This is a genomic window from Streptomyces netropsis (assembly GCF_014203545.1).
In the GTDB taxonomy this organism is placed as follows: domain Bacteria; phylum Actinomycetota; class Actinomycetes; order Streptomycetales; family Streptomycetaceae; genus Streptomyces; species Streptomyces netropsis.
Map to the genome: position 1 here is coordinate 1 of NZ_JACHJG010000035.1, position 7,258 is coordinate 7,258.

Below are 7,258 nucleotides of genomic sequence, written 5' to 3' on the forward strand. Positions count from 1 at the left end.
TACGACAACGAATTCGGATACTCCTGCCAAGTCATCCGCGTCGTCCAACACATCACCGGAATCGAATACCCCACCTACCCCACACCCACCACCTAAGCCCCACACCCACAGCAAATCGCCGAATTGTCCGCCGTCAGTGACGGCCAGGACAATCATGAGCGAGCTCATGAGACGCGCGTACGGATTCCCTGGACTGCCCAGCCCAGGGAATCCCTTCACAACCTGAGGCGCCGGGCGAAGACCGCCTACAGGTCAACTTCAGGCCTGCAGATCCAAGGCTTGGTATTCCTGCAGACCTGGTACTTGGATATGTAGCCCCCTGGCCAGACTTCACCGCAGGGATCTATGGCGCCATTTGAGTCGCCGACATATCCCGAACGGCCGTCAATCGTCCAGTAGCGGGTGAGGAACCCTTCGCCGTTTTCGTAGGTGTCACACGCGTAGACCCGCTGATTGTTGCCGTTGACACCCCCGTGGCCGCATATCTTGCGCCCCAAGAACCCGCAGCCGCCGAGGCGTGAGTCACTGTCGGCGGAAGCTCCCGGCGCCAGCCACAACCCCACGCTCGCGAGTACAGCCAGGGTTCCGCTCAAAGCGGCGATACGTTTCTGCTTCCTAGCTTTCATGTGGATCACTTCCCCTTTCCAGCAGTCGATGGTTTGCCATTTCATACTGCTTCGCGCTGTGCAATACCAGCACACCGGTTGACAAGCCGCGCTGAATGGCCGATACCGCTGCGCACGTTGACTCCAAAGCAGGCTTGACGCCGCAAATGCCTTGAGAATGAAGAAATGCGCTGCCCTTCCCGGCCATCCACGCCGGGAGTTCTGGGAGCGGGCGTCCGCAAGACCAGCCGCTGACACGCCCCCGCTCGGGGCGGCCGTCACGGATAACTCAGAACTCGTTGCGCGGCGCGCCCGTGGTGAGGTCGACTTGATGGACCTCATGGGGTCCAGCCGAGAGGGCAGCGGCCGGGTGGCGCGGTAGTGCCACCCGGCCGGTCACTTTTCCCAGCACCAATCAACGAACTTTATCCGCCGGCAAGGCCTTCCGCAATTACTGAATCAGACCTCGTTCCCGGAAGAGGTACTGACCTACATCTTCTTAACTCAGCATGTCCCGTTGTTGTTATTGAGGTAGTACGAATACCACCCGTTCGTGGGGGACCTCTGAATCGACACCTTTACGGAACATCGTGTACCGAGACCGGTGACGGTTGCGCTCGACGCAGAGATCACTTCACCCGTGGTCACGTGCTGGTTGTACCGATCACGGAAGGCCAGTTCCACGGAGAAACGACACCAGGCCGGTCCACTGACCTTCCTGATCGTTGCGTACATGGTGTTCGGGTGCGGGAGGGCGGTCACGTAGCGGAAACTGGCGTCCGCAACGCAGTCGCCTGTAGCGAACTGCACGTCGTGCGTCTGGTTGGTCCAGATCACCCGGTCCCCGGAAGCCGCGCTCGCAGTGGAAGCCGGTATGGACAGAGCCATTCCTCCGACCGCAGCCAACGCCAAAGTTACCTTTCTCGCTTTACCTACGGCTTTCCTCCCACAAGGCATACCTGCCACTCGTTTGGTCATTTGACCCTCCTGGAAATTCTTGACGGATCTCGATCAACCTCTCGCGCTCCGTCAGTCTCTCCCGCTGCCCGCGCAGCGGTCATTGGCCGAGAGCGCGGGAAACGTTGGCTCTGCGTGCACGCCGTCGGAGGAGGCAAGTGAGCGCGAGGACACGTTGCGATGCTCTCCGGGCGAGATGCCGTAGGCAGCACGGAACGCGCGACTGAATCCGGCCGGGGCAGTCAGGCCCCACCGCGCGCCGATGGCATGCACCGGCAGGTAACGGAGCCGGGGGGCCGCGAGGTCTTCGTGACATCGTTCCAGCCGTCGGCGCCGGATCCTGGCGGACACCGTCTCCGGACGGCCGCGGAAGAGCTGGTGGAGAAGGCGTACGGAGATGTGGTGCCGGGCGGCGATGGCACCGGGAGAGAGCCGGGGATCGGCGAGATTGTCCTCGATGAAGGTGTCGATGGCGGCCAGCAGGACCTGGTGCCGTGTCTCCGGCGGGAGACGCTCCTGCGCGCCCACCTGCTGAGCCAGGAAGCCGGTGGCCAGATCGAGGCTCGTCGTACCGAGCCGGCCGGTGGCCTCATCGTCCAGGGCGGGCGCCTCCTGGACCAGGGACTCCAGGTACTGCGCGAGAATCCTGCCCAGTCCCGACCGAGCCGACAGCCCGCGGGCGAGCAACGGTTTGACCCTGTCCTGCGGCAGAGGGACGAGCGCCTGGGGAAGATGCAGGATGACGGCGCGCGAAGCGCCGGACTCCGGGCTGCTCACAGCTCGCCCGCTGTAGGGGCGCGAGGAGGTCCACATCGCGAAGTCCCCGGCGGCCAGACTCGTCTCGCGGCGTTCCTGGGCGACCCGCATCTCCCCTCCCAGGATCAGCGTGAGCTCGTACGTCTCCGGATCGGAGCGGCGGACGAGTTCCGCGGGGCGTTCCGACGCCAGCGAGGGGAAGGACATGGTCGTCAGGTGCACGGGCCCCAAGGGCAGAAATCCCGCACGGGCGACGAAGTCGGCGGCGTGGTCGCTGGTGATCCGGATCGGCGCCACCCCCTGCCCCACCGCCTCCTGCCACCATGCGAACCGGTCCTCCCGCGGCAGACCGGTCGTATCGAGCTCCGAATAGGCCATGCGGCTCCCTCCACGTGCCACGACGGCGTCCAGCATGCGCCAGCTGACGGCTCGCCGTGCCTGGCCTCCGACAACATGGCTCACCGAGCTCCCAACATGGCCGGGAGACCCCGGAGATCACCGGAGGCCGACACCGCGGGCGACAAGCGGAGCACCGACAGGCCGCCGCACAAACCGGGGCCGGGCAGGCGCCGCGGCGAGAACCACCGGTCCAACAGCGCACAGGGGGGCAGGCTGGAACGGCACGCGCAGCACGCGCCCCGGACGGGCAGTCAGCTCAGGGAACGGCCGGCGGATAGGCCGGGATCGGACACCCGCGAGAGCGGGACGTCGCGGCTGCCCCCGCTTCCTGCGAGACATCCGTTCCCTGATGCCGGTGAGCGGCCTCGCGCAAATCCACGTCGGCAACGCGTACAAGGGCGGCAGCCCGTAGCTCCTCGGGCTGCCGCCTTGACCCTCCCCTTACGTCAGGCCACACCATGAACAGGGCCACAGACGGCGCGCCAGGAGCTCGTAAGGCGATCACAGTCTGCGGTTCTTCAGGCATCGTCGGCAGGCGAGTCCGAGGTGCCGACCATTCCCTTCTCAGGAGGTCTCTATGAAGTTCTGCCGTGCCGTGACGTCTGTCGCTACCGCCGTAGTCGCCCTGGGAACCAGGGCCTCGGCGTAGTCGCGTGACGTCTGTTTCGTGATTATGCGAGCCCGAGGAGGGCGAGCGGTCGGCTGGCGTCGCGGGCGTTGTGCCGGAGGCCGGCGGCGATGCTGCTCTTCCCGGCGAGGCGAAGGGCGCCGATGGCGAGGTTGCGCCAGGTCGCCATGGCGCGGGGTGCGGAGCCGGTTCGCAGCTGGGAGGCGTCCTCGGCGAACGTCATGTCTCGGACGTGGTGCAGGGCTTCGATCTTCCAGTGGCTGCGGATCAGCCGGGCGAGCTCGGCGGGTGTGGCCTGTTCGGCAGTGAGGCTGGTGACCGCGTTGACGGTCTTGATGCTGACCTTTCCGGTCTTGCGATCCACTCGGTGGCGCTTGAGCTGGACGGCCTGGCGGGCGCCGGGAAAGAGCAGGCTGTTCACCGTGCACACCTTGATGCGGCGGATCTCACCGCGGCCGTGGCCGGTGTCGCGGGTGCGGCCCTGCAGCGGGATCTGTTTCCAGGGAAGGTACTTGAGCTGCTTGTGGAGCTTCTTCTGGTTCCCTTTCACCGTCACGATGCAGTGCGCGCCTCGGCCGAGCAGGTAGCTGGCGTGCTCGCGCTGGGTGTGCAAGGCGTCGCTGGTCACGACCACGCCCGCCAGTTCGGCGAGGGTCTCCAGCAGAGGCTGGAAGCAGGTGATCTCGTGGTCTGCGCGCCTACGTCGAGTTGGGCCAGGACCAGGCCGGAGAGGTGTTCGCAGGCGGCGAGCAGATGAATCTTGCGGCCCGTGGCCCTGGCCGCTCCGCGCAGGGTCTTGCCGTCGACCGCCACCGCGTGCAATTGACCGTCGGCCAGCCAGCAGCTCACCGCCCGGTCCAACGCGTCGCCGTCGATGCGGCCCAGCAGCCGCCGCACCGTCGCCTCCGCCGGCAGGCACCGCTTCGGGGACCCGTACGCCAAGGCGCTTCAGGACGGACGGCGGGGCGTCGGTGATCCACTCACCCACCGCCAGGAGGGAGGTGGGGCTCCGGCCGGAACCGCGCACGCGGTCAGCGCGAGCACGACGACCAGAGCGTGCCGTACGCCGCGCGGATCGCGAGGGTCGGGCACCTCGGGCAGTCGCTCCGGCAGGCCCGGGATCTCCTCTGGCACGGCCCCGGGATGCTCGCGGAGTTGGTCAGAGGCAGGCGGGATCGGCGATGATGCGTCGGCAGTCACGCTCTTCCCCCCGGGTCACGGGTTTCGAGAACTCCATGATCTTGGAAGGGCACGTCATTCGCCTGCGGCGTCCTCGGCTTCCCAGCGAAGCAGATCGCCCGGCTGGCACTTGAGCACCTCGCAGAGCGCGGCGAGCGTCGCGAAGCGCACCGCCTTGGCGCGGCCGTTCTTGAGGACCGCCAGGTTGGCGGGAGTTATCCCTACGCGGTCCGCGAGCTCGCCCACGGACATCTTCCGCCTGGCCAGCATCACGTCGATGTCGACGGCGATCGGCATCAGATCACCTCGTCCAACTCGGCCTGCATCTGCGCCGCTTCGACGTCGCGCGCGACGGCCTGGGCGAGCAGCATCCGCAGCACGAGCACGATGAGCGCGACCCCCAGGATGGCCACGCCGACCCCGCCCATGATGACAGTGACGCCCGGGTCCTCCCGCTGGCCCGGCGCATTGATGACCGTGACCGCGAACCACACGAGGGCAGCCGCCACGATCGCGCCGATCACGCCGTCCACGTACCGGAAGGCGGTGCGGGAGAACACGGTTCCGCGTCGCACCATCGTCACCAGCCGCCATACGCAGACCAGGGCGACCTGAACCGACACCATGCCCAGGATCGTGCTCACGCGCAGCGCGGTCAGCGGGAGCGACCCGTCTTCCGGGTCGCTCCCGCTGACCAATGTCCACACCATCAGTGCCTGCACGAACACGGTGCCGGCGAGCACCACTACGAGCACGGCGCGCAGCGCACGCACGGTCAACTTTCCCATGACTCATCCTTCCATCGAATCGCGATGGAAATCTATCGAGATTCGATAGGTTAAGCAAGGGCTGGGACGGGGGTGGGCGGCAGTTTCGCACGGTGGCGGGACGTTGCCGCCTCCCATGGCATGGCGGTTGCGCGAGCCTTCTTGATCTTGTCGAAGTCGGCCTTATTTAGGCACAAATCGGACGACACCCGACTACGCCTAAGCCCTGCCCTGGGAGCGGTGACGACGTCGGCAAGTCCCGCGAGTGCCGATGTTCAGAAGTTCTGCAGCCAGCCGTTCGCCCAAGGCGGCTGGACTTGCTTCCACTCCGACGGCGACAGGTTCGAGGTACTGGACAACTGGGCGGACGGCCGCCGGAGCGTGGTGCTCTGGAAGGCGCAGGACCTGGATCACGGCAACAGGATTGTCGACGCCGGGGAGTGCCACAACGCGAAGGGCGAAGGCAAGACGGTCTGGTGCAACTACGACTTCCCCGAGGGGCGCCGGATGTTGGTCTACTTCACGGCGGTATGGCCCTTCCGGTCACTAAGCTGCCGGGATGACTGCACAGTCACCCCCGCCGCTCACGCTGGAAGCCGCCAGGGTCCTTCAGAACTTGCTTCGGGCCAAGATCGGGCCGGGCCTCAGCGAGCGGGAACTCGACGCGGTCGAGGCCCGGTTCGGCTTCACTTTCTCGGCGGACCACAGGGTCTTCCTTGCCGCCGGGCTCCCGCACGGGTCACGACGCTGGCCTGATTGGAGGAACGGCGAACCCGAGGACTTGGCTTCGCGGCTCTCCCAACCGGTCGAGGGCGTCCTCTTCGACGTTGAGCACAACGGCTTCTGGCACCCCGCCTGGAGTCCGAGGCCCGCAGAGACATCCGACGCGCTGCAGATCGCACGGTCCGAGTTGGCGACCGTACCGCAGCTGATCCCCGTCTACAGCCACCGCTACCTGCCCGGCACGGCAGGCAAGTGGGGCCACCCCGTGTTGTCCGTCCACCAGACCGACATCATCTTCTATGGGAACGACCTCGCCGACTACATACGGCACGAGTTCACCGGCCGGGCGAGCAGGCTCCCGGCCCACGCGACTGTCGGCTTCTGGTCGTACTTCATCGGGGGCGGTCCGGGCATCGACGTCACCGCGCCCACACCGCACACCCCCTACGCCGTCAGCGCGCAGGAGGCTGTCGAGTACCTACGGATGCTGGCACTGGAGCGCCTGATCGGCCGACAGCACTACCCGCACCAGCTGGTCGAGGCAGGGCTTACTGCGCTGGTCCTCGGCGTCGAGACGGAGTCGCTTCCGCTGCTTGCCGGTCTGTCGCGAACAGAGCATGAGAGCGCCGATGTGCTCTTCGACCAGGTACTGGCCGAGCTGGGGCTGACCGTGGGCCTTCCCGCCGATGACACCGGTATCCCCTGGGAAGCGGCACGCTGGGAACTCGTGCGCTGGTGGCTCCGGATGATCGTGAACGGGAGTCTGGACCCTGGGGCCGGGGGTGACGTGATCACGTACGAGGGCTGGAGCGTGCTGGCCCGGCCCCGGTCGCTTCAGCCGTTTGCAGACAAGGTCGATGCGTACGACGACTGGGAGGCGATGCGGCACGGCACACGCGAACAGCCGGCCGCTGCGATCGTCGCGGAGGCCGAGCGCCTACTCGCCGGCCCCTGGCCACCACTGGACTGATGTCCCAGACAGTCGGGGCAAGTCCACTCCGTGGGCATGTGTGTTCCGGTCCGCGCCCACCGGCGCGGCCCGTCACCCCGATGTGTCGATCAGGCAGGGAGTACGTGCGTCGAGGACGGGCGGAGCGTGAGCGCGGCCCGCTTCACCGCCGAAGCCACCGCCTCCGTGGCTCCCGCATGGAAGACGCTCGGGATGATGTAGTTCGCGTTGAGCTCGTCCTCGGTGACGACGTTCGCGAGGGCGCTGGCGGCGGCGAGCATCATGTCCGTGTTGA

8 protein-coding genes and 1 pseudogene are annotated in these 7,258 nt (G+C 66.7%); 1 reads left to right on the forward strand and 8 read right to left on the reverse strand.

The features are described 5' to 3' along the window. Positions 1–245: 245 nt before the first annotated feature. The 7 genes from FHS38_RS34700 to FHS38_RS34720 all read right to left on the reverse strand — a co-directional run bounded on the left by FHS38_RS34700 (position 246) and on the right by FHS38_RS34720 (position 5,312). On the reverse strand, positions 246–626 hold the full coding sequence (locus FHS38_RS34700) for a hypothetical protein (RefSeq protein WP_184740574.1): 381 nt from the start codon (positions 624–626) through the stop codon (positions 246–248). Between the two features lie 1,008 nt (positions 627–1,634). Further along, positions 1,635–2,696 (reverse strand): AraC-like ligand-binding domain-containing protein, encoded by a 1,062-nt coding sequence (locus FHS38_RS34705; protein ID WP_184740576.1) that lies wholly within the window; start codon positions 2,694–2,696, stop codon positions 1,635–1,637. Positions 2,697–3,388: 692 nt separating this feature from the next. Further along, positions 3,389–3,979 carry an ISAs1 family transposase gene (locus FHS38_RS35935; protein WP_229822910.1) on the reverse strand — a complete coding sequence of 197 codons (591 nt, stop codon included), beginning with the start codon at positions 3,977–3,979 and terminating at the stop codon, positions 3,389–3,391. Beyond that, positions 3,970–4,242: a hypothetical protein gene (locus FHS38_RS35940; protein WP_229822909.1), complete on the reverse strand. Its 273-nt coding sequence runs from the start codon at positions 4,240–4,242 to the stop codon at positions 3,970–3,972. The genes FHS38_RS35935 and FHS38_RS35940 overlap by 10 nt, the downstream gene beginning before the upstream one ends. Before the next feature lie 51 nt (positions 4,243–4,293). Then, a complete protein-coding gene (locus FHS38_RS36515) occupies positions 4,294–4,545 on the reverse strand; it encodes a transposase family protein (protein ID WP_376700098.1) in 252 nt (83 codons plus the stop codon). Positions 4,546–4,599: 54 nt separating this feature from the next. Further along, on the reverse strand, positions 4,600–4,821 hold the full coding sequence (locus FHS38_RS34715; RefSeq protein WP_057613216.1) for a helix-turn-helix domain-containing protein: 222 nt from the start codon (positions 4,819–4,821) through the stop codon (positions 4,600–4,602). Next, positions 4,821–5,312, reverse strand: a complete 492-nt coding sequence (locus FHS38_RS34720) for a DUF2975 domain-containing protein (protein ID WP_184740578.1) — start codon at positions 5,310–5,312, stop codon at positions 4,821–4,823. Before FHS38_RS34720 ends, FHS38_RS34715 begins: the two co-directional genes overlap by 1 nt. 538 nt (positions 5,313–5,850) lie before the next feature. On the opposite strand from FHS38_RS34720, the gene FHS38_RS34725 reads away from it, so the two are divergent. Then, positions 5,851–6,984 (forward strand): SMI1/KNR4 family protein, encoded by a 1,134-nt coding sequence (locus FHS38_RS34725; RefSeq protein ID WP_184740580.1) that lies wholly within the window; start codon positions 5,851–5,853, stop codon positions 6,982–6,984. A gap of 89 nt (positions 6,985–7,073) precedes the next feature. Here FHS38_RS34725 and FHS38_RS34730 read toward each other — a convergent pair. Next, positions 7,074–7,258 (reverse strand): annotated as a pseudogene (locus FHS38_RS34730) (NAD-dependent malic enzyme); the annotation flags it as partial.